This is a genomic window from Arthrobacter sp. AOP29-A2-19 (genome assembly GCF_058138025.1).
On record NZ_CM176894.1, the window covers coordinates 1,708,047 to 1,731,070 of the forward strand.

Below are 23,024 nucleotides of genomic sequence, written 5' to 3' on the forward strand. Positions count from 1 at the left end.
CCTAGTCCTCCTCTTCCCAGTCAGGGGTCATGCCGCGGGCGATCTGGATGGCGTCGTTGGGGACGCCTGACGGGACCATGGGCCACACCATCGCGTCGCGGCTGACGACGAAGTCGATGACCACGGGGCGGTCGTTGATGGCCAGTGCCGCCTCGATGGTCGCGTCGATGTCCTCGTCGCGCTCGCAGCGCAGGCCCGCGCAGCCGTAGGCGTCCGCCAGCTTCACGAAGTCGGGGATGCGCACGGTTCCGTGCCCCGTGTTCAGGTCGGTGTTCGAGTACCGCGCCTCGTAGAAGAGCGTCTGCCACTGGCGGACCATACCCAACGAGGAGTTGTTGATCACGGCCACCTTAATCGGGATGTTGTTGATCACGCAGGTGGCCAGCTCCTGGTTGGTCATCTGGAAGCAGCCGTCCCCGTCGATGGCCCACACCACGCGGTCGGGGTTGCCTACCTTCGCGCCCATGGCAGCGGGGACCGAATAGCCCATGGTTCCGAGGCCCCCTGAGTTCAGCCACTGGTGCGGGCGCTCGTACTTGATGAACTGCGCCGCCCACATCTGGTGCTGGCCGACGCCCGCGACATAGACGCCCTCGGGCCCGGTCAGGGCGCCGATCCGCCCAATCACGTTCTGCGGGGCGGAAAGCCCGTCCGCGGTGTCCGTGTAGCCGATCGGGTAGGTCTCGCGCAGACGGTTCAGGGTCGCCCACCAGGCGTCGAGGTCCGGCGTCCCGTCCGCCTCGAAGCGCGTACGGCAGGCGTCGAGCAGTTCCGGGATGATCTCCTTGACGGAACCCACAATGGGGATGTCCGCCGTCCGGTTCTTGGAGATTTCCGCGGGGTCGATGTCGGCGTGGATGACCTTCGCGTTCGGCGCGAACGAGCTGAGCACGCCGGTGACGCGGTCGTCGAACCTGGCGCCGAGGGTAATGAGCAGGTCCGACTGCTGTAGGGCCGTCACGGCCGAGACCGAGCCGTGCATGCCGGGCATGCCCACGTGCTGCGTGTGGGAGTCCGGGAAGGCGCCCCGCGCCTGCAATGTGGTGACGACAGGGGCACCCACGAACTCGGCCAGTTCCAGCAGCTCGACCGACGCGTGGCCCTTGATCACCCCACCTCCCACATAGAAGACCGGGCGGGAGGCGCCGGCGATCAGCTTGGCCGCCTCGCGGACCTGCTTGGCGTGGCCGCGCATCACCGTGCGGTAGCCGGGCAGGTCGATCTTCGGCGGCCAGGAGAAGACCGTGTTGGACGTCTGCGCGTCCTTCGTGATGTCCACAAGGACCGGTCCGGGGCGCCCGGTCCCGGCGATGTGGAACGCCTCCGCCATCACCCGCGGGATGTCGTCCGCGTTGGTGACCAGGAACGAGTGCTTGGTGATCGGCATGGTGATGCCGACGATGTCCGCCTCCTGGAAGGCGTCCGTGCCGATGAACGCGCTGTTGACCTGGCCGGTGATCGCCACCATCGGAACCGAGTCCATGTGGGCGTCGGCAATCGCGGTGACGAGGTTGGTGGCGCCCGGGCCCGAGGTCGCGATGCAGACGCCGACCTGTCCCGTGACCATGGCGTAGCCCTGGGCCGCGTGTCCGGCCCCCTGCTCGTGGCGGACCAGGATGTGGTTGATCCTGGTCGAGTCCAACAGCGGGTCGTAGGTGGGGAGGATGGCCCCGCCCGGCAACCCGAAGACGTCTGTGACGCCCAGTTCTTCCAATGAGCGGACGATGGCTTGTGAGCCAGTCATCTCCGTGGGCGCAACGATGTTGTTCGGGCCCTGGACGGGGCTCGACGCATCCACGACGGAAGAGACAGGAGCTGCATCCTTGGCGCGGCCAGCGGCCTTGGCCACCAGCGATGGGCTGATGGGTGTTCCGTTACTCATAGGATTCTTCCTTCTCTTCTCTTGTTCTGCGCATAAAAAAACCCCTCTTGGCCTTGCGGCTTCAGTGGGGTTTGCGCGTCACCGGTCCTACCAACGAGGGCCTAGGCCACGCGCTTGGTAACTCGTAGGACGTCGGTGCGGATCAGCATGCTGCCAGTCTTCCCCTCGCCGGGTGGACTGTCAACAAACCCACTGCTTGTCTCACAATGCGGACAAGACGTCCGATGGGTGGACATCCACCCATCGGACGCGCGGACGCTAGCCGCAGTACGCTCCCGTGCTGGCGGAGTGCACCAGCTTGGCGTACTTGCCCAGAACCCCCGTCGTGAACTTTGCGGGCAACGGGGTCCAGTCGGCCTTGCGCGCCTCGAGTTCGGCCGGCTCGACCAGCAGGTCGAAGGTCCGCGCCGCGATGTCCACACGAATCCTGTCGCCGTCCCGGACAAAGGCGATCGGCCCGCCGTCGACAGCCTCGGGCGCAACGTGGCCGATGCACAGGCCCGTGGTGCCCCCGGAGAATCGCCCGTCCGTCAGCAGAAGCACGTCCTTGCCCAGGCCGGCGCCCTTGATGGCGCCGGTGATCGCGAGCATCTCGCGCATTCCCGGGCCGCCCTTGGGGCCCTCGTAGCGGATGACCACGACGTCGCCCGCATGGATCTCTCCGTTGTCGAGGGCGTCCAGTGCCCCCTGTTCGCGCTCGTAGACGCGCGCGGTCCCCTCGAAGACGTCGGCGTCGAAGCCCGCGCTCTTGACGACCGCACCCTCTGGAGCCATCGAGCCGTGGAGGATCGTGATGCCGCCCGTCTTGTGGATCGGGTTGTCCATCGTGCGGAGCACCTCGCCGTCGAGGGCGGGCGGGTCGATCTCGGCGAGGTTCTCGGCGACCGTCTTGCCGGTCACCGTCAGGCAGTCGCCGTGCAGGAGTCCGGCATCGAGGAGAGCCTTCATGATGACCGGGACGCCGCCGATCTTGTCGATGTCGAACATCACGTAGCGGCCGAAGGGCTTCAGGTCGGCCAGGTGCGGGATCTTGTCGCCGATGCGGTTGAAGTCCTCGAGGGTCAGCTCGACCTCGGCTTCCCTCGCAATGGCCAGCAGATGCAGGACGGCGTTGGTGGAGCCGCCGAAGGCCATGGTGACGGCGATGGCGTTCTCGAACGCCTTCTTCGTCATGATGTCGCGGGCGGTGATCCCCTTGCGGAGCAGGTTGACAACGGCCTCGCCAGACTTGCGCGCGTACATGTCGCGCCGCCGGTCGGCCGACGGCGGGGCCGCCGAGCCGGGAAGCGACATACCCAGGGCCTCGCCGATGCAGGCCATGGTGTTGGCCGTGTACATGCCGCCGCAGGCGCCCTCGCCCGGACAGATGGCGCGCTCGATGGCGTCGAAGTCCTCCTGGCTGATCTTTCCCGCGGCACAGGCGCCGACGGCCTCGAAGGCGTCGATCAGGGTGACTTCCTTTTCAGTGCCGTCGCTCATCCGGGCGAAGCCGGGCATGATCGTCCCCGCGTACAGGAAGACCGAGGAAAGGTCCAGGCGCGCCGCCGCCATCAACATGCCGGGCAGCGACTTGTCGCAGCCGGCCAGCAGGACGGAGCCGTCGATGCGCTCGGCCATCATTACGGTCTCGACCGAGTCGGCGATCACCTCGCGGGAAACCAGCGAAAAGTGCATGCCCTCGTGGCCCATGGAGATGCCGTCGGAGACGGAGATGGTCCCGAACTGCATCGGGAAACCTCCGCCGGAGTGGACCCCCTCCTTCGCCCCCTGCGCCAGGCGGTTGAGCGAGAGGTTGCACGGCGTGATCTCGTTCCACGAGCTCGCCACGCCAATCTGCGGCTTGGCGAAGTCGTCGTCGCCCATGCCGACGGCGCGGAACATGCCGCGCGCGGGCATGGCGTGGATGCCGTCCGTGACCGCGCGGCTACGGGGCTTGATGTCTGGGGTGGTGTCCTGGCTCATGCTCCCGATTCTAGGACTCGGCGCGGGCCACAACGAACCCGTGACCCGCTCGTGAAACATTCATTGCGCGGGCGAACTATCCTCCCCGCCTAGACTGGAGACATGGGGACCCACGCAAACGCCAACGGTCAGGACGCGGCCTTGAAGGCCCACCTGCACCATGCATTCGACGAGCAGATCCCCAATTTCGGCAGCTACAACCTTGTGTACGCCGCGGGCAGGGCGGGCGAAGGCGGGCAGTTCGTGGTCGGTTTCCGCCGCCAGCCGATGGAAATCGTGGTCGCGCCCCTCCACCCGACCACGCTGGCCGCGCTCGAGCCGGCCGTGGCCATCAACCTGACAAACCTCAGCCACTTGGCCGAGGTCCGCGCCGGCGGCCACGAGGTGGGAACCAGCACGGGTCGCGTCTTCCGGTTCGACGTGGCGGACGTCCCGACCATCGACGTCCCCGCGGCCGTCGTCCCCGGCGAGGCAAGCCGCGTGCGGTTGGACCAGAGCACGGACGCGCTGGACTTCACCGCGTTTATGGACGAGTTCATGACCATCATCGACGGCTTCGAGGCCGCCACGGACTCCGACCCGGTCTAGCCGGCCGGCCCGCGCTCCCCCGCCCCCGGCGGAAGGGGACGTGACGTCCATCTCAGGGGGCCGTTCCGTTTTGCATCGGGGCCAAGACGCTGGTAATGTTTCATCCCGTTGCTGAAGCAGCCGGGCCGGAAACGGACGGGCTGCGGAGCATGATGCACCTCTAGCTCAATTGGCAGAGCAATTGACTCTTAATCAATGGGTTCCGGGTTCAAGTCCCGGGGGGTGCACCACGGAAAAAGGAGGTCGACCCGCTGGGTCGGCCTCCTTTTTCGTTCCACCGAAGCATCCGCATTCAGAGCCCAAGGAGCGTCATGTCCACCACCGCCAACCGGTTGTCCCCCGGAGACACGGCACCAGGTTTCGCCTTGGCCGACGCCGACGGCAAGACCGTCTCGCTGGCCGACTTCGCCGGATCGAAGGTCGTCGTCTACTTCTACCCCGCGGCCGCGACCCCGGGTTGCACCACGCAGGCCTGCGACTTCCGCGACAGCCTCGCGGCGCTGGCCGGCTCGGGGTTCAAGGTAGTCGGCGTGTCGCCGGACCCGGTCCCCAAGCTCAGGAAGTTCGTCGACGACGAGGCCCTGACCTTCCCCCTGCTCAGCGACGAGGACCACGCGGTTGCCGAGGCCTACGGCGCATGGGGCGAAAAGAAGAACTACGGCCGCACCTACGAGGGCCTCATCCGCTCCACCGTGGTCGTCGACGAGTCCGGCGCCGTCCTGCTGGCCCAATACAACGTGAGGGCCACGGGGCACGTCGCCAAGCTCCGCCGGGACCTGGGGCTCGACGCGGCCTGACGCCGATCGGCCGCGGCCCACGGGTGCGGTTCCGCTACACTGGTTCAGGCTCCCGCTAGGGGCCGCGGCCCCGGGCCGCGGCGGTCGGCGCGGGAGGGCGCCGGGGAGAACTCCCCGGCAAACCGGCGAGCGTGGCGGAATTGGCAGACGCGCTGGATTTAGGTTCCAGTGTCTTCGGACGTGGGGGTTCAAGTCCCCCCGCTCGCACAAGAGGGTCGCGATCCCCGACTCGGATCCGCGCGGGCCCCCGGAACTTTCCGGGGGCCCGCGCGTTCTCCCCATAGACTGGTTTTTGGGCGCCCCACAATGGTTCCCGGCTCGAGTTCGTCCAGCCAAACCCATCAAGGCCCTCCGGCGGCAAGGAGCAACACGGCGTGCAGCGCAGCCCCCACACCGAAGGCGCACCCCTGGACACCAACGTCCGGAGCAGGCAGCCGTCCCGCCGCGCGGTGCTGGGCCTCGGTGCGGTGGCACTTGCCTCGCTCACGGGCTGCACGGGAGCCGGCGGTCCGCTGCCGGGCTCCAGCGGGAGCACAACAGGCGGTACGGCGACGGCGCCTCGCGTTTTCCATTTCGGGGCGGCCGCGGCAGCGGAAACGCTGGATCCCGCCCTGGCTTCCGACACCGAGTCCCTTCGCATTAGCCGACAGATCTTCGAGGGTCTTGTGGGCGTTGATCCCAACACGGGCGCCCCTACCCCGTCGCTGGCCACCGCGTGGCAGGTCTCCGACGACGGGCTGACTTATACGTTCACGCTGCGCGAGGGCGTCCTTTTCCATGACGGCACCGCGTTCGACGCCGACGCGGTCGTTGCCAACTTCCGTCGCTGGACGGCGCTGCGCAAGAAGATCGGCGGATCCGCCGGGCAGGCCTTCGAGTCGGTGTTCCACCACAACGACCTGCCTGTTGCCGACGCCCTGGACCAGGAAAACGCCGGCAAGGCCCGAACGGCGGCCACCTACTACGGCGGTTGCCGGGCCGAGGGCTCCCACACCTTCGTGCTCAGGTTGCGCAAGCCGCTGACGGGGCTGATCGATGCGTTGACGATGCCCGGATTCGGCATGGCCTCGCCAACGGCCCTGAAGGAGCTTTCGGCGGACGACCCGGTCGCAGACAAATCGGGCAGGACAGCTTCCGAATTCGGGCGCAATCCCGTAGGCACCGGCCCGTTCACCTTCGCGTCCCGCGAGGGGGACTCGGTGACCCTGGAGGCCCATTCGGGGCACTGGCAGGAGCGGGGACAGATCGATTCGGTCACCTTCGACGTCCTGCGCGATCCGCCCTCGCGGCTGCGCGCGCTGCGGCGCCGCGAGATCGACGGCTACGACATGGTGACCCTGGACGAACTTCGCGACCTGGTGCGCGCCGGCCAGCAGATACTGCAGCGCGATCCCTTTTCGGTCCTGTACCTGGGCATGAACCGCAAGAACGGACACCTTGCCTCCGACGACGTCCGGCAGGCAGCCGCGCGCGCGGTCAACCGCCAGCGACTGATCGAGCAGTTCTTTATCGCGGGCACCAAGGAGGCGCGCGGGTTTGTGCCGCCGAGCCTCGGCGTGCCCGATGCCGAGACATACTTTGGATTCGACCAAGGCAGGGCGCGCGAGGTCCTGGCGGCGTCGGGATACGACGGCGAGCCCATCCCCTTCGTCTACCCGCTGAACGTCACCCGCGCCTACCTGCCGCTGCCGGAACGCATCTACGCGGAGTTGAGCAGCCAGCTCACCGCGGTCGGCTTCAACATCGAGCCCGTCCCGATCGACTGGTCCGACGGCTACGTGGACACCGTCGTTTCCGGGAAGCGGCCGGGGTTCCACCTCCTGGGCTGGAACGGCAGCTACCGGGATCCGGACCACTTCATCGGATCCATGTTCGGGTCGGAGACCGCCGAGTTCGGCTACGACTCACCCCGGCTACGATCGATGGTTGTCACGGCGCGTTCCATGCCCAACGGCGACGACAGGGCCGCCGCCTACCAACAGATCGGCGAGCTCCTCGCCACCGACCTGCCGGCGCTGCCGATCGCGTACCCGATCTCGGCGGTGGCCGTGAGCGACCGCGTGACGAGCTACCCGTCGAGCCCGGTCCTCGACGAGGCGTTCAACCGGGTGACCCTCGCCACGTAGTCCGCACCCGGCCCGTTATGATTTCTTCCCCGTGACGACGGAGCGCTAACCTTGCCCTAAGCCACCAGACCCGTCGGATGGAGAAACAACGTGCCCGCCACAACCCCCTCGCAGAACCTCGATGTCGCCCTGATCGGCGGTGGCATCATGAGCGCGACGCTTGGCACGTTCATCAAGGAGCTCGAGCCCAACTGGAGCATCGGCCTCTTCGAGAACCTTGACCAGGCCGGACTCGAGTCCTCCGGGCCCTGGAACAACGCCGGCACTGGCCACTCGGCCCTGTGCGAGCTGAACTACACGCCCGCGGCCGCCGACGGAAGCGTGGACCCGGCCAAGGCGATCGGAATCAACGAGCAGTGGCAGGTTTCCCGGCAGTTCTACGCGCACATGGTCCGCAAGGGCTTCATCGGTTCGCCGAAGTCGTTCATCAACGCCCTCCCGCACATGAGCTTCGTCATTGGCGACGCACACGCCGACTACCTCAAGACACGCTATGAGGCCCTGCGCCCGCAGCCGCTGTTCGAGACCATCGAACACACGGAAGACTTGGACACCATCGGGCAGTGGGCGCCGCTCGTCGCGGAGGGCCGCGATCCCGCGATCCGCGTCGCGGCGTCCCGCGTCGCGGGCGGAACCGACGTCGACTTCGGCTCGTTGACCCGCCAGCTGACCAGCCACCTTGGCGTGGTCGGGGCCGACCTGAACTTCGGGCACCGCGTCACAAAGCTGGAGCGCGCGGGCGCCGGTTGGAAGCTGACGGTCAAGAACAACGCGACCGGCCAGTCCCGCGACGTCGCCGCGAAGTTCGTCTTCGTCGGTGCCGGCGGAGGCGCGCTCCGGCTCCTGCAGGACGCGGGCATCCCTGAGATCAAGGGCTTCGGCGGGTTCCCCGTCTCCGGCCAGTTCCTCCGCAACACGAACGACGCCACGATCTCGCGGCACCATGCCAAGGTCTATGGCCAGGCCTCGGTCGGCGCCCCTCCCATGTCCGTCCCGCACCTCGACACCCGCTTCGTCGACGGCAAGCGTTCCCTGATGTTCGGCCCCTACGCCGGATTCTCCACGAACTTCCTGAAGACGGGGTCGCTGTTGGACCTGCCGCTGTCCGTCCGCCTCCACAACATCCTTCCGATGCTCGCGGTGGGCAAGGACAATCTTGACCTGACGAAGTACCTTGTCAAGGAGGTCGCCAAGTCCCGCTCCAAGAAGGACGAAGCGCTGACGGAATACTTCCCGACCGCCGACGGCTCCGAGTGGGAGCTCATCAGCGCCGGCCAGCGCGTTCAGGTGATCAAGAAGGACGCCAAGCGGGGAGGGGTTCTCCAGTTCGGCACCGAGGTCATCACCAGCGCCGACGGCAGCATCTCCGGCCTGCTCGGCGCCTCTCCGGGCGCCTCGACCGCCGCCCCGATCATGATCGAGGTCCTGCGTCGCTGCTTCCCGCAGCAGTTCGCCTCCTGGGAGCCGAAGCTCACCGACATTATCCCCAGCTACGGGCGCAAGCTCAACGACAACCCGGCCCTGCTAGCCGAGGTCACCGCCGCCACGAACGGGGCGCTGGAGCTGGCCTAGCGCCACCCGCGGGACGCGAAGGCACGCGCCGACGAAAGGCGGCCCCGGCGGGGCCGCCTTTTGCGTGCCCGGGCGCGTAAGCAACGTCACGCCGGCCGCGGGGAATGATCCGGCCCCGACAGACCTTTTATATGCATATGCATCTAAAGTCTGGCATAATGGAAACCGGCAACCACACAGAGGAGCACCCCATGCAGATCGGCGTCTTCAGCGTCAGCGACATCACGGCGGACCCGACCACCGGACGGATCCCCACCGAGAACGAGCGCATCAAGGCCGCCGTGGCGATCGCCAAAAAGGTCGAAGAGATCGGGATGGACGTCTACGCCATTGGCGAGCACCACAACGAGCCGTTCTTCTCCTCCTCGCCTACGACCCTGCTCGCGAACATCGCCGCGCAGACGGAGCGGATCATCCTCTCCACGGCCACGACCCTGATCACCACGAACGACCCGGTGAAAATCGCCGAGGACTTCGCGATGCTCCAGCACGTCTCCGACGGCCGCGTGGACCTGGTCCTCGGCCGCGGGAACACCGCGCCGGTCTACCCCTGGTTCGGCAAGAACATCCAGGACTCGGTGGAGTTGACCATCGAGAACTACAACCTGTTGCGGCGCCTCTGGGACGAGGACTCGGTGACCTGGTCCGGCAAGCACAGGACCCCGCTGCAGAACTTCACCTCGACCCCGCGCCCCCTCGACGGGGTCGCGCCATTCGTCTGGCACGGATCGATCCGCACCCCCCAGGTCGCCGAGATCGCGGCGTACTTCGGCGACGGGTTCTTCGCCAACAACATCTTCTGGCCCAAGGAGCACTACCAGCAGTTGATCGGCCTCTACCGCGAGCGCTACGAGCACTACGGCCACGGCCGGGCGGACCAGGCGGTCGTGGGCCTGGGCGGCCAGTTCTACATGGCACGGAACTCGCAGGACGCCGTCAAGGAGTTCCGCCCGTACTTCGACAACGCCCCCGTCTACGGCCACGGGCCATCGCTCGAGGACTTCACGTCCCAGACCCCGCTGACCGTCGGATCCCCCCAGGAGGTGCTGGAGAAGACACTCTCGTTCCAGGAGTACTTCGGGGACTACCACCGCCAGCTCTTCCTCATCGACCACGCGGGGCTGCCACTGAAGACCGTGCTCAACCAGCTGGACCTGTTCGGAGAGACCGTGCTTCCCGAGCTGCGCGCCGAGTACGCCAAGCGCAAGCCCGCCGACCACCCGGCGTCCCCCACCCACGCCAATAGGGTCGCCGCCAAGCAGGCCGCAGCGCAGCCCGCCGCAGAGAAAGTGGAGGCAGGCCGTGCCTGAGCCGTCCCTCCGGGAAACCTCCGAGGCCTGGGAGTCCCTGTTCCGCTGCCAGGTTACGATCATGCGGCGCCTGCAGAAGCACCCCGTCTTCAAGGACCTGAACATGCGGGAATACGACGTGCTGTTCAACCTGTCCCGCTGCCCGGAGGGCGGGCAGCGGCTCGGCGACCTCAACGAGCACCTGGTGATGAGCCAGCCCAGCCTGAGCCGCATGGTGGAGCGCCTCGAGGCCAAGGGCCTCGTGGAGCGCGGCCCGGACCCGCGGGACCAGCGCGCCGTGCTCCTGAAGCTGACGGCGGCCGGCGCCGACCGTCAGCGCGCGATCGGCCGCGAGCATGTCCGCCACATCCACGAACTGCTCGCGCCCGCGCTCGACGGGGAGGAGCTGGCCCAGCTGGCCACCCTGACCCGCCGGCTGGGTGCGGCGATCGCGGCCTCCTAAGATGGAGGGATGAGCGCTACCCTCGTGGCCAAGGACCTCTCCGGAGGCCACGCCCACCGCACCCTCTTTTCCGGCCTCAACCTCACCGTCGCGCCCGGGGACGTGGTCGGAGTCGTCGGTGCCAACGGTGCGGGCAAGTCGACGCTCCTGCGCCTGCTGGCCGGCGCCGACCGGCCACAGGCGGGCACCGTCTCCACGGCCCCCTCCGACGCCTTCGTCGGCTGGCTGCCGCAGGAACACGAGAGGCTGCCCGGCGAAACCATCGCCGCCTATCTGGGACGGCGAACCGGCGGCACCGAGGCAACCCGGGCCATGGAGTCCGCCGCTGAGGCGCTGGCGTCCGGAGATCCCGGAGTCGACGACGCGTACTCGAGGGCCTTCGACCACTGGATGGCGTGCGGCGCGGCCGACCTTGACGAGCGCATCCCCCCCGTCCTCGCCGAGCTGGGGCTGGACCTGGCCGCGGAAACGCACATGACCGCGCTCTCCGGGGGCCAGGCCGCCCGGGTGGCCTTGGCCGCGCTGCTGCTGAGCCGCTTCGACCTGGTCCTCCTCGACGAACCCACCAACGATCTGGACCTGGCCGGGCTCGAACGCCTGGAAGGCTTCGTGCGCGGACTGCGCTCCGGCGTCGTGCTGGTGTCCCACGACCGGGAGTTTCTGGCGCGGTGCGTCACCAAGATCGTGGAGCTGGACCTCGCCCAGAACAAGGTCGCGCTCTACGACGGCGGCTACGAGGCGTACCTCGCCGAACGCGCCGTGGCCAGGCGGCATGCCCGCGAGGCGTACGAGGAGTTTGCGGACAAGAAGTCCGACCTGGTCTCGCGCGCGCGCACGCAGCGCGAGTGGAGCAGCCAGGGCGTCCGCAACGCCCTGAAAAGGAGCCCCGACAACGACAAGATCCGCCGCAAGGCCAGCACCGAATCCTCGGAGAAGCAGGCCCAGAAGGTGCGACAGATGGAGTCCCGCATCGCGCGGCTGGAGGAGGTCGAGGAGCCCCGCAAGGAGTGGGCGCTCCAATTCAGCATCGGGGCCGCGCCGCGCTCCAGCTCGGTCGTGGCGACGCTCAACGCGGCGGCGCTGCGGCGCGGCGGTTTCGCGTTCGGTCCCGCGTCGGTCCAAGTCAATGCGGGGGAACGGATCGGCATTACGGGACCCAACGGTGCAGGCAAGACAACGCTGCTGCGTCTCCTGCTGGGGCGTGAGGCCCCGGACACGGGCACGGCGAGCCTCGGCGCCAGCGTGGCCATCGGGGAGATCGACCAGGCACGCACCGGACTCGACGACGGGCTGCCCCTGGGCGACGCGTTCGCGGCGGCGCTGCCCGACGTGGCCCCGGCCGAGTCGCGGACTCTCCTGGCCAAGTTCGGCCTCAAGGCGGACCAGGTGTCCAGCACGGTGGCACGGCTCTCCCCTGGAGAACGGACCAGGGCCGCCATGGCCCTGCTCCAGGCTCGCGGGGTGAACCTGCTGGTCCTGGACGAGCCGACCAACCACCTGGACCTGCCCGCCATCGAACAGCTGGAGGAGGCGTTGGAGAGCTACGAGGGCGCGCTACTCCTGGTCTCGCACGACCGGCGGCTCCTGGAGAACGTGCGACTGGACCAGAGGTGGGGCGTCGACTCCGGCCGCGTGGCCGAGCTCCAGCCGCGTCCCTAGCCGCGGCATCCGCTAGCGCAGTTCGACGAGCGTCTCCCCGCCCGGGTCAACGAGCGGCCCGTCGCTGCCGGCGGTGATCTTGAGTTCGTCGAGGGTCAGCGAGCCGCCGACGGTGGACAGGAAGGCGGTGTCCGAGGAATCCGCCCCCGTGGAGATGCGGAGGAGCCCCTGCCGCGGCGCCAGGCCGGTGGCGTCGACCACGACCCAGCGGCCTCCGACGTGGGCCTCGACCACGGCGTGGAAGTCCATCGGGTTCAGATGCGGCGCATACGCCGCCACCAGCCGCGTCGGCACGTCCTTGGCGCGCAGCAGCGACACAACGAGGTGTGCGAAGTCGCGGCACACCCCGCGGCGGGCCAACAACGTGTCCACCGAGCCGTCCGTCCCGCGCGACGAACCCAGCACGTAGTCCAGTTTGCCCGCCACCCATTGGCGGGCGGCCAGCACCAGCTCCTCGCCGCCGAGGGAACCAAACTCCGCATACGACGTCGGCAGCAGCTTGTCGGACTCGCAGTAGCGGGAGGGCCTCACGTAGCGGATGAGGTCCGCGGGCTCCGCGGGCGCCGGGCGCGCCAGTCCCGCGACCTCCGCGCGGTACTCCACGACGACCTTGGCCGCTTCCGGCGTCTCGACAACGTGGAAGCGCCCCCCATGGTGGTCCGCCACCTCGCGCGCCTCGACCAATCTGCCGTCGACCTGCACGGAAAGCTCCTCCGAGAAGGAGTCGTAGCCGGGATCCCGCACGGCGGCCACGGCGAATACCAGGCGTGTTCCGGCGCTCGTTCGCGAAACGATCCGCGAGGAGACAGTGCGCTTCATAGGGTGTGGCTCCGTTGCTGGGTCGGCCTGGGTCCGAAGTGCGCCGGCGGGGACCGTCGTGGGCACTTTCGGCGGATACGCGTCCAGCGTAGTGCCTGCGGACGTCGGCCACGCAAAGCTAGGGGCGCGACGCGCTGCCAGCCACCGCCCGCACCGCCGCGACCAGGCTGCGCGCCGCCGTGGTGATCTCTGCCTCCTTCACCCTGCGGGTGAAACTGAGCCGCACGGCGGTCAGTGCCGTATCGGCGTCGTAGCCCATCGCCAACAGGACGTGCGACGGGTCCGTCGAGCCGGCGTGGCAGGCGGAGCCGGAGGAACAGACGACGCCGCGCCGCTCCAGCTCGAGCAGGACGGCCTCGCCCGAGGTCCCCGGGAAGCAGAAGGAGACGATGCCCGGCACACGGCGTGCCGGGTCGCCGGTCGGGGTCGGCTGGACCGCGCCGTCCCCGGCGAGCCCGTCCACGACGGACCGGACGAGGTACCCGCCGTACCCCTCCTCGGGGCCTCCCCGTTCGACGGCCCGCGCCGCGATCCGCAGCGCGGTGGCGGTGGCGACCGCGCCGGCCACGTTTTCGGTTCCGCTGCGGCGGCCGCGCTCCTGCCCCCCGCCGTGGGCCACCGGCTCGAGCTCGTGGCGGCCCCGCACCATCAACAGGCCGGCGCCCTTGAGGCCGCCCAGCTTGTGTCCGGAGACGCTGAGCGCGTCCGACGCGGCGGCCAGCGGCCCCAGGTCGAGCCAGCCGGCGGCCTGCACCGCGTCGGTGTGGAACAGCGCACCCGCGCCGTGCGCGACGCCGGCCGCTTCGGCGACGGGCTGGATGGTGCCCACCTCGTTGTTCACGGCCATGATCGACACGAGGGTCGTGTCCGCGCGCACCGTGCCGGCGAGTTCGTCGACGTCGATGCGCCCGAACCGGTCGACGGGCAACACATCCACGGCGAACCCGTGGTGCCGCTCGAGATACCCGGCGGCCTCGCGGACGGAGGAATGTTCGACGGCGGAGACCACCAGGTGCCGGCCCCGCGGCCGGCCGAGCGCCAGTCCCTTGAGGGCAAGGTTGTTGGACTCCGTCCCTCCGGAGGTGAAGACGATGTCCCCCTCGCGGACGCCGAGGACGGAGGCGGCCGTGGCGCGCGCGTAGTCCAGGGCCCGCGCCGCCGTCTCCCCCACGGTGTGGCGGCTGGAGGGATTGCCGAACTCCGTTGTCATCAGCGGCCAGACGGTGTCCAGGACCTCTGGCAGTGTCTGCGTCGTCGCCGCCGCGTCAAGGTAGATCACGCGAGGCTCCCCCGTGGCGTGCCCTCCAGGCGGAAGTCCAAGCCCAAGTCCAGCGCCCGGACGCTGTGGGTCAGCGCTCCGGAGGAAATCACGTCAACGCCCGTGGCGGCAATGTCCCCCACGGTGTCCAGCCGCACGTTGCCGGACGCCTCCACCAGGCATCGTCCGTCCACGCGCCGCACGCCCTCGGCGAGGTCGGCGAGGGTGAAGTTGTCCAGCATGACCGTGTCGATTCCGGCCGCAACCACCGACTCCAGCTGGTCCAGGGAGTCGATCTCCACCTCGAAGTGGACGGTGTGCCCAAGGCGTCCCCGGGCCTGGCGGAGCGCCGCGGTCAGGGTGTCGCCCGTCCCGAGCAGGGCCAGGTGGTTGTCTTTGGCCATCACGGCCTCGGACAGGTTGTCGCGGTGGTTGAAGCCCCCGCCGCACCGGACGGCGTACCGTTCGAGCACCCGCAGCCCGGGCGTCGTCTTGCGCGTGTCGGCGATTCGCGCGCGGTGTCCGGCGGCCGCGTGGACGAAGGCGGCGGTCGCCGTGGCGATCCCGCTGAGGCGCTGGAGCAGGTTCAGGCCCACGCGCTCCCCCGCCAGCACGGCACGGGCGTTGCCCGTGACCGTCGCCAGGGTGTCCCCGGCCTCGAACCGCGCCCCGTCCACCGCGACGAACCGCACCTCGAGGGTGGGATCGGACGCCAGCATTGCGCTGCGGAAGGCCTCCAGGCCGGCGCACGTGCCGGGTTCGCGTGCCACCACGTCCGCCCGCGCTGTGGCATTGGCGGGGATGAGCACGGAGCCGGTCAGGTCGCCGGACGGGGCGTCTTCGGCGAGCGCCGCGTCGACGATCGGGCCGAGGATGCGCGCCGGGACGGGCCAGGTGGCGGGCGGGGTCATGTCCTAGTGTCCTGTCTTGACGAGTGCGGTTCTGGCCGGAGAGGCCGGCGGGTGCGGAAAGTCCGTGCGGTAGTGCGCGCCCAGCGAGTTCTCGCGGGCCAGGGCGGCGGCCGCGACTATGCGGCCGATGGTGAGCAGGTTGGCCAGTTCGCGCCGGGGTCGCGTTGTCCCGCCGGCCGTCCATGCGGCCAACTGTTTGGTGGCCACGCGCAGGGTGCCTCCCTCCCTCTCCACTGCGAGCGCACGCCCGGTGAGCGCGTGCAGGGAGGGCGTGTCCACGGGCTGGTTGCCGGGCTCGCGATGGGGCGCGGCGTCGGAAGCTACGCCGACCACGTCGATTACAGCCGGAACTTCGGCCTCTGCGGCGCCCGCGTGCTCCAGTCCCGCGACGCAGGCCCAGGCGTAAACCAACGCCTCGAGCAGCGAGTTGGAGGCGAGCCGGTTGGCGCCGTGCGTACCGGTGCACGCCGCCTCCCCCGCGGCCAGCAGCCCCGGAACTGTGCTGCGGCCCCCCGAGTCCGTGAGGATCCCGCCCATCCAGTAGTGCTGCGCCTCCGCGACGGGTACCGGCGCCGAGGCAAGGTCGTGCCCGAGTTCGCGCAGCCGGGCGGTGATCCCGGGAAACCGCCCTGCGAGGAACCCGGCCCCGCGGGCGGACTCCACTCCCGTGGCGTCGAGGAAGACGGCGCCGGTGTCGGCACGGACGCGGTGGATGGCCCGGGCGACCACGTCGCGTGGCGCCAGCTCGGCGTCCGCGTGGATGCCGGGCATAAAACGGTGTCCCGTGCCGTCGAGGAGGACCGCGCCCTCGCCGCGGACGGCTTCGGAAACCATAAAGGGGCCGTCGGGCACGAGGGTCGGATGGAACTGGACGAATTCGGCGTCGGCGATTGCCGCGCCGGCCTCCCAGGCCAACGCCGCGCCGTCGCCCGTCGCCCCCGCCGGGTTCGTGGTTCGGGGGTATAGCCCCCCGATCCCCCCGGTGGCGAGGAGCACCGCGTCCGCACGGTGCGTGGTCCGGACGGCCTCCCCGGCGGAGGGTACCGTGGTTCGCACGCCGGTGACCCGCCCGGCGTCGCGCTCGAGCGCGTCGACGAAGACGTTCTCGTCGATGGCCAACCGACCGGCGGCCTCCAGGCGTCGGCAGGCCGCGATGAGGCTCCTGACGATGCCGCGCCCCGTGGCGTCTCCGGCCGCGTGCAGGATCCGCGGCCGGGAGTGCGCCGCCTCGAGGCCCAGATGGTGGCGCGTCGCGCCGTCCGTCCCAGTCTCCCCGTCGAAGGCGACCCCCAGCCCGGCCAGGCGCTCCACGTGTCCCCACGCTCCTTGGCACACCATGCGCACGGCCCGCACATCGTTGAGGTGGGCGCCGGCAACGAGGGTGTCCGTCACGTGCGCCATGACCGAGTCGCCGGCGGCCACACCCTGAGGTCCGACGGCGGACAGGCCTCCCTGTGCGTACCAGGTGTTCGAGTCCTGGAGCCGGTCCTTGGTCAGCAGGCGGACCGCATGGCCGCGCTCGGCGGCCACAACACACGCGTAGAGCCCGGCGATGCCGGATCCCACCACGATCAGCGTGCGGCGCGCGGTCACGGGCGGGCGGCCAGCATGCGGTCCAGCGCCACCTTGGCGTGGGAGGCCACCGGGCCGGCCACGCTGATGCGGTTGACGATTCTCCCGGCGACGAGCTCCTCCAACACCCAGGCCAGGTAGCCGGGATGGATGCGGTACATGGTTGAGCAGGGGCAGATCACCGGATCGAGGCAGAAGATGGTGTGTTGCGGGTATTGGGCCGCCAATCGGTTGACCATGTTGATTTCCGTGCCGATCGCGAACGTGGATCCCGCAGGGGCGGCGGCAACGGCCTTCTGGATGAAGTCGGTGGACCCGGCCGCGTCGGCGGCGTCGACCACCTCCATCGGGCACTCAGGGTGCACGATGACGCGCACGCCCGGGAAATCGGCGCGGGCCTTATCGATCTGCGCAACGCTGAAGCGCTTGTGGACGGAGCAGAAGCCGTTCCACAGGATCACCCGCGCGTCCATCAATTCCACCGCGCTGTTTCCGCCCAGCGCCTTGCGAGGTCTCCACAGCGGCATGCGCTCCAGCGGGATCCCCATGGCCTTGGCGGTGTTCCGTCCCAGGTGCTGGTCCGGGAAGAACAGCACGCGGCGCCCGCGCTCGAAGGCCCACTCCAGCACCGTCGCGGCGTTGGAGGAGGTGCAGACGATTCCGCCGTTCCGGCCGACGAAGGCCTTCAGCGCAGCCGAGCAGTTCATGTAGGTCACGGGTAGGACCGGTGCCCTGCCGTCGGCGTCCGACTCGTCCGCGTACAACTCCATCAGCTGTTCCCAGCATTCCTCGACGGAGGACTCGTCGGCCATGTCCGCCATGGAGCATCCGGCGGCCAGGTTCGGCAGGACGACCGCCTGGTCGTCGCGCGAGAGGATGGCCGCCGTCTCCGCCATAAAGTGGACTCCGCAGAACACGATGTACTCCGCCTCGCCGCGGGACTGCGCCGCGTTCGCGAGCTGGAACGAATCGCCGACGAAGTCCGCGTAGCGAACCACCTCGTCGCGCTGGTAGAAGTGGCCGAGCACCACAAGCCGGTCCCCCAGCTCGCGCTTTGCGGCGAGGATGCGCGTGTCGAGTTCCTCGTCCGTGGCCGTCCGGTACCCCTGGGGCAGCTCCCCCTGCCGCGGCGTGGCCGGCGGTGCCGGGTCGTACATCGACGAGCCGGGGCCGTAAGTCGGCGCGCCGGCGTCGAAGTTCCACGGCGCCTTCGCGAGGTCCGTGGTGCAGGTGGCGTCGGGGGCCTTGCCCAGGGTCAGACGCTGGATGGTGGTGTTCACGCTGCTCATGCTTGGTTCCTGGTTCTGCCGAGGGTGCCGATGGGGATTTCGATGGTGCCCGACGCGCCGGGTTGCGCGGCGGGGCCGTCCGGGCCCGCCGCGGCGGCCGGCCCTGTGTAGCGGTAGAGACGCGGCGGCCGGTGCTTGCCGCCGTGGAGGTAGTCGTCCGTGGGCTCAATGTCCGTGGCGCCTCGGAGGTGCCGGCGGAAGTTGGCCGGATCGATCTCGCGGCCCAGGACGGCCTCGTAGACCTCCCTGACCTGGGCCAGCGTGAACCGGTCCCCCAGCAGGCGGTGGGCTATGGACCCGTAGGCGACCTTGTTCCGCAGCCGCCACAGGGCGTAGCGCACGATCTCCGTGTGGTCGAAGGCCAGCGCCTCCTGTTCCTCGGCTCCCCCCGCGGGGAACCACGCAACGTTCGGGTCCTCGCGCAGCACGGAGGTGGCGTCGCCCGTGCCCGGGCCGGAGTCCGGCGAGTCGCTCTCCCGCACCAGCGCCCAATAGACAATCGAGACGACTCGCCGCGTCGGTGAACGATCGAGCCCGCCGAACGCGTAGAGCTGCTCCAGGTAGCGCGGCACCAGGCCTGTGGTGGTCAGCAGGTTCTGCGCGGCGGCGTCCCGCAGGGTCTGCCGGGCCCCCAGGGGTCCGCCCGGCAGGGCCCACCGCCCCCTGTAAGGCTCGCGCGTCCTGCGGACCAACGGGAGCCAGAGCGACTTCCTGCCGGTGGCCTCGTCCTGGCGCAGGGAGAAGATCACGGTGGAAACGGCGAGTTCCGGCGTCAGGTCCCGACGCTCGGAGACGTTGGCGAATTCCACGTGCCCACCCCTCGGTCCGAAGTTGCTCAGTTATTGTCACTATGACTCTAACTCAGGATACGCCGATGCGGTCCCCACAACAAACGATTCGCCGAGCCCACGGTGCGCCGCCGCCGGCGGAACTCCGGGGCACCCGTTGAGCAGGCGACCGGATTCGACGTACCGTAGCCCTCGAGGGACCGCGCAGAAGGGCCCCCGGTTCGCGTCGACAAGGATTGGAGTACCGCCGTGGCTGAGCTGACCGCCGGGCACCTGGTGGAGGGATCCGCGAACGGGCTTGCGGTTCGGCTCTTCACTCCGGCCGACTACGGCGGGGCTCGGCCGGTGCTTCTGGTGCACGGCTTCGCGTCGTCGAGCGAACTGAATTGGGTCGCGACGGGATGGATCGCCGCGCTGAACGACGGCGGGCGCCGCGTCGTCGCGGTCGACCTTCCCGGCCATGGCCAGAGCCCGGCGCCGAACGAGCTGGATGCCTACACTCCCAGCCGCATCCGGGCGGACATCCTGCAGGTCCTGCTGGACCAGCACGTGCGGCCACTGCGCGACGGCGACCCCGGATCGGGCGTCGACGTGCTGGGATATTCACTGGGCGCGCGGCTGGCCTGGGAGTTCGGGGCAACACAGCCACAGCTCGTCCACCGCCTGGTGCTGGGCGGTGCGGCCGCCCGCGATCCGTTGGCCGACTTCGACCTCGTGGCGGCGCAGCGCCACCTGGCGGACGGCTCACCCATTTCGGACCCGACCACCGCCGAATTGTTGCGCATGGCGCGGCTGGTGCCCGACAACGACCTCTTCGCGCTGATGAGCATGGTGGAGGCGGTCAAGTCCGAGCCCTTCGATCCGGCCCACACGGTGCCGCCCATGCCCGTTCTGCTGGTCTCCGGCGAACGCGACGACGTCGCCGGCTCGCTGGGCGAGCTCGAACGGCTGCTGCGTGGGCGCGGCACCGAGGTCAGGGAGCACATCCTGCCCGCGCGGACCCACGCCAACGCCATCACATCGCGGGATTTCAAGCGGGAGGCCATCGCTTTCCTCGCCGCCGAGGCAGAACCGGGCACGGGCGCCTGAGTGCGCCGCACCGCGCGGAAAGGCGCGCCCGCGCGCTCGGGACCGTCGGCGGGACGTGCATGCACGGGGGCACGCGGGCGGGGCGGGCACGCGAAAAAGGGGCGGGACCCGTTGGGTCCCGCCCCTCATCGCCGGAGCGCTACTTGGTCTGGTGCTCGCCGGCCAGGCCGAACTCCTGCGCCGCCTCGGGGTGCGCGCGGAGGAACTCCTCGTGCACCTCCTTGACATGCAGGTCGACACCCTTGGTCTCCTTCACCATGCTCACCGCGATCAGCGACACCAGCGTGGCGACGGCCAGGTAGACGCCGATGTGCCACGAGACGCCCGTGGCGTTGAAGATCGACTCGGCGATCATGGGCGCGAAGGCACCGCCGAGGATCGCGCCGAACGCGTAGCCGATGGAAACGCCCGAGTACCGCACGTTGGCGGGGAACATCTCGGCGTAGAGCGCGGACTGCGGACCGTAGGAGATGCCCAGGCCGATCGTCAGCACGAACGCCGCGATGAAGAACAGGAACAGGTTCTTCGAGTCGATCAGGAACCACATCGGGATGACCCAGACCAAGACCAGCGCGTAGCCGATCTGGAAGGTGCGGACCCGGCCGATCCTGTCGGAGAGGATGCCGCCGACGAGGGTGAAGATCAGCCAGCCGAACGCGGCCACCGTGGTGGTCAAGAGCACCGGCGGGCGCTCCATGCCCAGGACACGGGTGGTGTAGGAGAGGAAGAAGGCGATCAGCAGGTAGCCCGCCGCGTTGTTGGCGACGAAGATAAGGGCGGCCAGGACCACCTCGCGGGTGTTGTGCTTGAAGAGCCTCCCCAGCGGGGCCGAGGACTCCTTCTTGCGCAGCTGCATCTCCTTGAAGACCGGCGACTCCTCCACCGAACGGCGGATCAGGAAGCCGACGACGATCAGCACGATGGAGAAGAGGAACGGTACGCGCCAGCCCCACGAGTTGAAGGATTCCGGGCTCATCGTGGAGCTGAGGATCCACAGGACGCTCGTGGCCAGGATCATGCCGATCGGGACGCCGATCTGCGGGAAGGCACCGAAGAAGCCGCGCTTGTTGAGTGGGGCGTGCTCGACGGACATCAGCGCCGCCCCGCCCCACTCGCCGCCGGCGGAGAAGCCCTGCAGGATGCGGAGGAACACCAGGAGGACGGGTGCCCACACGCCGATCTGCGCGTAGGTGGGCAGGACGCCGATGAGCGCCGTGGCCGCGCCCATCATGACCAGCGTGAACACGAGCATCTGCTTGCGGCCGAGCTTGTCGCCGAGGTGTCCGGCGACCACGGCGCCCAGGGGGCGGAACAGGAACGAGATGCCAATCGTCGCGAAGGCGATCACCTGGGACAGGCCGGGGTTGTCCTTCGAGACCGGCGCCAGAAAGAGCGGGCCGAGCACCAAAGCGGCCGCCTGAGCGTAGATGAAGAAGTCGTACCATTCGATCGATGTGCCGACCAGTGTGCCGGCGAGGACCTTGCGCTCCTCCGCCTTTGACGACCCCGAGGGGAGGGTGGTGGCTCCTGACATGTGAACTCCGTTGTTCGGCGCTGTGGGTGCGCGGGTTGACCGGTGCAGATGGGCTATACCGACCGTTCGGACGGTTTATGTGTTGAAGCTCATACTACGGCACGATTACCGTCGCGACACCCCCTTGCCGCCAAGTCACAACCAGGGCGCCGCGCTACACCGTCCGGTGTCCCGCGCGGCGGAGACGGGCCATCAGGCTCCCGGTGGCCAGCAGGACCAGCGCGGCCGCCGCGGCGACCATAAAGGCGCCGCGGTGCCCGTAGCCGTCGGCCAGGGCTCCGGCGAGCGAATTGCCGATGGCCGTCCCCACGACGATGCCACTGGCGAGGAGCGTCATGACAGTTCCCAGACGGCCGGACGGCGCCACGTCGCCCCCGACGGTGAAGATGGTGACCATCACGGGACCCACGGGAAGGCCCACGAGCAAGAGCGCGACGACCATGCTCCACATGGAGTTTGGCAGCTGCAGCAGGAGGGTCAGCGGCACCAGCGCGGCCGCGCAGGCCACCCAACGCGCCGGCTGCGCCCAACCGGTGGGCCAGGCGGACACGGAGAGGGCCGCGGCGGCCGACGTCAGTCCCAGTGCCGCGTAAAGCAGCCCGCCGGCGCTCGAGTCGCCGCGCAGGCCCGCGAAGGCGACGGTGCCGGCGGCCGTGGCCCCGAACAGGGTTCCCATTCCCACCATGCCGGCCACGGCCGTGCCGACACGAACGATCCGGCTCCGGCCCCACTGGGCGGCAGGCGCCTGCCCCGGGCGTCCGTGCCGCGGGACGGACGCGCCGGTGGGATGGATGGCGAACGCGGGCACCAACACCACCGTCAAGGCGGCGGCAAGGGCCAACGGAAGCCACGGCGCCACAAGCGACGCCAGCAGGCCCACAAATGCGGGTCCCATCACGAACGTGAGTTCATCGACCGTGCTCTCGTAACTCAGGGCAGTCTCGAGCTCGCGCCGCGCCCGGGGCCGGCCCGCGGTCAGCGACATCCAGCGGACGCGGGCCATCGGGCCCACCTGGGGGCACGTCGCCCCCGCCGCCAGGGAGAGCAGGAGAACGACCCACGTCGTTGGGACGCTTGCGGTTGCGGCGACGAGCAATGCCGAGACCACCAGGGCGTGCGCGATCGAGGACGGCAGGAGGACCGGCCGTTGACCGAACTTGTCGGCGGCGTAGCCGAGCAGGGGCGCCCCGGCTGCGGAGCCGATGCCGACGGCACCGGCCGCCAGGCCGCCGGCCGCGTAGGACCCGGTGGTCGACGACACCAGGGTCAGGGCGCCGATGGTCAGCATGGCCAGCGGAAGGCGCGCGAAGAAGGCTATGGGGAAAAAGGCGGGACCTGCGAGATCAAGCAGGGAGCGGAACGACGACGGCCGTTCGGTGTGGGTGTCCATTGTTTCCGGGTTCCTCAAAGGATGTGCGCCCCGTCC

Annotated in this window: 18 protein-coding genes and 2 tRNA genes; 10 read left to right on the plus strand and 10 right to left on the minus strand. The window is 69.3% G+C overall.

The features are described from left to right. Nucleotide 1 precedes the first annotated feature (1 nt). On the minus strand, nt 2-1,882 hold the full coding sequence (locus tag AC3ZJJ_RS07890; RefSeq protein ID WP_489895194.1) for an acetolactate synthase large subunit: 1,881 nt from the start codon (nt 1,880-1,882) through the stop codon (nt 2-4). Nucleotides 1,883-2,140: 258 nt separating this feature from the next. Next, the gene (gene ilvD, locus AC3ZJJ_RS07895) at nt 2,141-3,844 is read right to left on the minus strand and encodes a dihydroxy-acid dehydratase (protein ID WP_489895196.1); all 1,704 of its coding nucleotides are present in this window, start codon (nt 3,842-3,844) and stop codon (nt 2,141-2,143) included. Nucleotides 3,845-3,946: 102 nt separating this feature from the next. On the opposite strand from ilvD, the gene AC3ZJJ_RS07900 reads away from it, so the two are divergent. The 9 genes from AC3ZJJ_RS07900 (at nt 3,947) to abc-f (ending at nt 12,338) form a co-directional block, all read left to right on the plus strand. Beyond that, a complete protein-coding gene (locus AC3ZJJ_RS07900) occupies nt 3,947-4,432 on the plus strand; it encodes a hypothetical protein (protein ID WP_489895198.1) in 486 nt (161 codons plus the stop codon). A 154-nt stretch (nt 4,433-4,586) separates the two neighbouring features. Continuing rightward, a tRNA-Lys gene (locus AC3ZJJ_RS07905) sits at nt 4,587-4,662 on the plus strand. A gap of 81 nt (nt 4,663-4,743) precedes the next feature. Then, the gene (gene bcp, locus AC3ZJJ_RS07910; RefSeq protein WP_489895200.1) at nt 4,744-5,229 is read left to right on the plus strand and encodes a thioredoxin-dependent thiol peroxidase; all 486 of its coding nucleotides are present in this window, start codon (nt 4,744-4,746) and stop codon (nt 5,227-5,229) included. Nucleotides 5,230-5,354: 125 nt separating this feature from the next. After that, nucleotides 5,355-5,436 (plus strand) — tRNA-Leu (locus tag AC3ZJJ_RS07915). Nucleotides 5,437-5,603: 167 nt separating this feature from the next. After that, nucleotides 5,604-7,355 (plus strand): ABC transporter substrate-binding protein, encoded by a 1,752-nt coding sequence (locus AC3ZJJ_RS07920; protein ID WP_489895202.1) that lies wholly within the window; start codon nt 5,604-5,606, stop codon nt 7,353-7,355. Between the two features lie 90 nt (nt 7,356-7,445). Continuing rightward, the gene (locus AC3ZJJ_RS07925; protein WP_489895204.1) at nt 7,446-8,927 is read left to right on the plus strand and encodes a malate:quinone oxidoreductase; all 1,482 of its coding nucleotides are present in this window, start codon (nt 7,446-7,448) and stop codon (nt 8,925-8,927) included. A 191-nt stretch (nt 8,928-9,118) separates the two neighbouring features. Then, nucleotides 9,119-10,237: an LLM class flavin-dependent oxidoreductase gene (locus AC3ZJJ_RS07930; RefSeq protein WP_489895747.1), complete on the plus strand. Its 1,119-nt coding sequence runs from the start codon at nt 9,119-9,121 to the stop codon at nt 10,235-10,237. Beyond that, nucleotides 10,230-10,679 carry a MarR family winged helix-turn-helix transcriptional regulator gene (locus AC3ZJJ_RS07935; RefSeq protein ID WP_489895206.1) on the plus strand — a complete coding sequence of 150 codons (450 nt, stop codon included), beginning with the start codon at nt 10,230-10,232 and terminating at the stop codon, nt 10,677-10,679. Before AC3ZJJ_RS07930 ends, AC3ZJJ_RS07935 begins: the two co-directional genes overlap by 8 nt. A gap of 9 nt (nt 10,680-10,688) precedes the next feature. Continuing rightward, entirely contained in the window at nt 10,689-12,338 is a 1,650-nt protein-coding gene (abc-f, locus tag AC3ZJJ_RS07940) for a ribosomal protection-like ABC-F family protein (protein ID WP_489895208.1), read from the plus strand. Between the two features lie 12 nt (nt 12,339-12,350). Here abc-f and AC3ZJJ_RS07945 read toward each other — a convergent pair whose 3' ends face one another. From AC3ZJJ_RS07945 to AC3ZJJ_RS07970, 6 genes are all read right to left on the minus strand, one after another. Further along, nucleotides 12,351-13,157 carry a transglutaminase-like domain-containing protein gene (locus tag AC3ZJJ_RS07945; protein WP_489895218.1) on the minus strand — a complete coding sequence of 269 codons (807 nt, stop codon included), beginning with the start codon at nt 13,155-13,157 and terminating at the stop codon, nt 12,351-12,353. A 118-nt stretch (nt 13,158-13,275) separates the two neighbouring features. Continuing rightward, nucleotides 13,276-14,436, minus strand: a complete 1,161-nt coding sequence (locus tag AC3ZJJ_RS07950; protein ID WP_489895220.1) for a cysteine desulfurase family protein — start codon at nt 14,434-14,436, stop codon at nt 13,276-13,278. Further along, nucleotides 14,433-15,326 carry a carboxylating nicotinate-nucleotide diphosphorylase gene (gene nadC / locus AC3ZJJ_RS07955; protein WP_489895222.1) on the minus strand — a complete coding sequence of 298 codons (894 nt, stop codon included), beginning with the start codon at nt 15,324-15,326 and terminating at the stop codon, nt 14,433-14,435. The genes AC3ZJJ_RS07950 and nadC overlap by 4 nt, the downstream gene beginning before the upstream one ends. Before the next feature lie 3 nt (nt 15,327-15,329). Continuing rightward, nucleotides 15,330-16,919, minus strand: a complete 1,590-nt coding sequence (locus AC3ZJJ_RS07960; protein ID WP_489895224.1) for an L-aspartate oxidase — start codon at nt 16,917-16,919, stop codon at nt 15,330-15,332. Further along, nucleotides 16,916-18,187 (minus strand): quinolinate synthase NadA, encoded by a 1,272-nt coding sequence (gene nadA / locus AC3ZJJ_RS07965; protein ID WP_489895226.1) that lies wholly within the window; start codon nt 18,185-18,187, stop codon nt 16,916-16,918. The genes AC3ZJJ_RS07960 and nadA overlap by 4 nt, the downstream gene beginning before the upstream one ends. After that, complete coding sequence (locus AC3ZJJ_RS07970) at nt 18,184-18,996, minus strand: NUDIX hydrolase (RefSeq protein ID WP_489895228.1); 813 nt, start codon at nt 18,994-18,996, stop codon at nt 18,184-18,186. Before AC3ZJJ_RS07970 ends, nadA begins: the two co-directional genes overlap by 4 nt. A 228-nt stretch (nt 18,997-19,224) precedes the next feature. On the opposite strand from AC3ZJJ_RS07970, the gene AC3ZJJ_RS07975 reads away from it, so the two are divergent. After that, complete coding sequence (locus tag AC3ZJJ_RS07975) at nt 19,225-20,064, plus strand: alpha/beta fold hydrolase (protein ID WP_489895230.1); 840 nt, start codon at nt 19,225-19,227, stop codon at nt 20,062-20,064. 139 nt (nt 20,065-20,203) lie between these two features. On the opposite strand, the gene AC3ZJJ_RS07980 is transcribed toward AC3ZJJ_RS07975, so the two are convergent. Both AC3ZJJ_RS07980 and AC3ZJJ_RS07985 read right to left on the minus strand, forming a co-directional pair. Further along, nucleotides 20,204-21,598, minus strand: coding sequence for an MFS transporter (locus tag AC3ZJJ_RS07980; RefSeq protein ID WP_489895232.1), 1,395 nt, complete (start codon nt 21,596-21,598; stop codon nt 20,204-20,206). A 154-nt stretch (nt 21,599-21,752) separates the two neighbouring features. Next, on the minus strand, nt 21,753-22,988 hold the full coding sequence (locus AC3ZJJ_RS07985; protein ID WP_489895234.1) for an MFS transporter: 1,236 nt from the start codon (nt 22,986-22,988) through the stop codon (nt 21,753-21,755). Nucleotides 22,989-23,024: the final 36 nt, after the last annotated feature.

Coding starts and splice junctions, on each gene's coding strand:
- ilvD (WP_489895196.1), bottom strand. CDS start 3,844: ATGAGCCAGGACACCACCCCAGACATCAAGCCCCGTAGCCGCGCGGTC.
- abc-f (WP_489895208.1), top strand. CDS start 10,689: ATGAGCGCTACCCTCGTGGCCAAGGACCTCTCCGGAGGCCACGCCCAC.
- nadC (WP_489895222.1), bottom strand. CDS start 15,326: ATGACCCCGCCCGCCACCTGGCCCGTCCCGGCGCGCATCCTCGGCCCG.
- AC3ZJJ_RS07985 (WP_489895234.1), bottom strand. CDS start 22,988: ATGGACACCCACACCGAACGGCCGTCGTCGTTCCGCTCCCTGCTTGAT.
- AC3ZJJ_RS07980 (WP_489895232.1), bottom strand. CDS start 21,598: ATGTCAGGAGCCACCACCCTCCCCTCGGGGTCGTCAAAGGCGGAGGAG.
- AC3ZJJ_RS07945 (WP_489895218.1), bottom strand. CDS start 13,157: ATGAAGCGCACTGTCTCCTCGCGGATCGTTTCGCGAACGAGCGCCGGA.
- AC3ZJJ_RS07890 (WP_489895194.1), bottom strand. CDS start 1,882: ATGAGTAACGGAACACCCATCAGCCCATCGCTGGTGGCCAAGGCCGCT.
- bcp (WP_489895200.1), top strand. CDS start 4,744: ATGTCCACCACCGCCAACCGGTTGTCCCCCGGAGACACGGCACCAGGT.
- nadA (WP_489895226.1), bottom strand. CDS start 18,187: ATGAGCAGCGTGAACACCACCATCCAGCGTCTGACCCTGGGCAAGGCC.
- AC3ZJJ_RS07930 (WP_489895747.1), top strand. CDS start 9,119: ATGCAGATCGGCGTCTTCAGCGTCAGCGACATCACGGCGGACCCGACC.
- AC3ZJJ_RS07900 (WP_489895198.1), top strand. CDS start 3,947: ATGGGGACCCACGCAAACGCCAACGGTCAGGACGCGGCCTTGAAGGCC.